This is a genomic window from Pseudomonas sp. LS-2, from assembly GCF_003605735.1.
In the GTDB taxonomy this organism is placed as follows: Bacteria; Pseudomonadota; Gammaproteobacteria; order Pseudomonadales; family Pseudomonadaceae; genus Aquipseudomonas.
Genome location: NZ_QXTJ01000051.1, coordinates 1 through 722 on the forward strand (window position 1 = coordinate 1; position 722 = coordinate 722).

2 protein-coding genes are annotated in these 722 nt (G+C 58.0%); both read right to left on the reverse strand.

All coding sequences use genetic code 11. The features are described from left to right. Positions 1-428 (reverse strand): DUF2931 family protein (locus D3M70_RS31620; RefSeq protein ID WP_120130202.1); only part of this gene is annotated, 428 nt, incomplete at its 3' end. Between the two features lie 93 nt (positions 429-521). Next, the coding region (locus tag D3M70_RS31625) for a DUF2931 family protein (protein ID WP_120130204.1) at positions 522-722 on the reverse strand (201 nt) is incomplete at its 5' end.

Sequence of the window (722 nt, forward strand, 5' to 3'; positions counted from 1 at the left end):
CTATAACGAGTCAGGACCTTTTGGTCCCACCTGCAAAAAACCCGATGAGGCTTGACCATCTCATCACGTACCCACTGCGGGATCTGGATACCAATCCTGTAGGCCTGGGGCTCCACCAACGACTGCCAGCGCAGATAGATCTTGTCGGGCAGGTCGACGTTGTTGATGGGCTTCATCTTTCCCCCTCCCTTGTGCCAACCTCTTACCGCTCCGGTATAGCTAGCGACGCCTCCAAATACATGGAAAAACTCGAAGCCGCGCTGATCGAGCACATCAACGCTTTCCACCCGCACTTCCATGTGCATCGGCGCTACCAGCCCGATATTCCAGGCGTGGTATGGAAGCTTCGGCGGCGCGGGTGGCCTTGGGCCGCTGGCGCACGCGTTCAAGCCCAGCAGTAGCCCGACGATCAGCAGCAGACGCTTCATTGCGGATACCCTCTTGTGGCTGAAAGCGCGGCGCAGGACAGCGCTTGCCCGACATCACGCACACGGCAATCGCCCTTTAGGGACAGGTTTGACTTACCAACTGCCATAGGGAATCCCGTGTTTCTTGACGTAGGTTTTGTTCTCGGGTTCCAGCGGGACGTACTCGCCGTTGCTTTTCCCTTGATAGGGGCCGAGCGGATGGATCTCGGCTTGAAATCGACCGATTTCCAGGGTTTCCAGACAGCCTGCCCCGAGCAAAACCTTGACGATGCCACCCGGCGCCATCGCCAAACT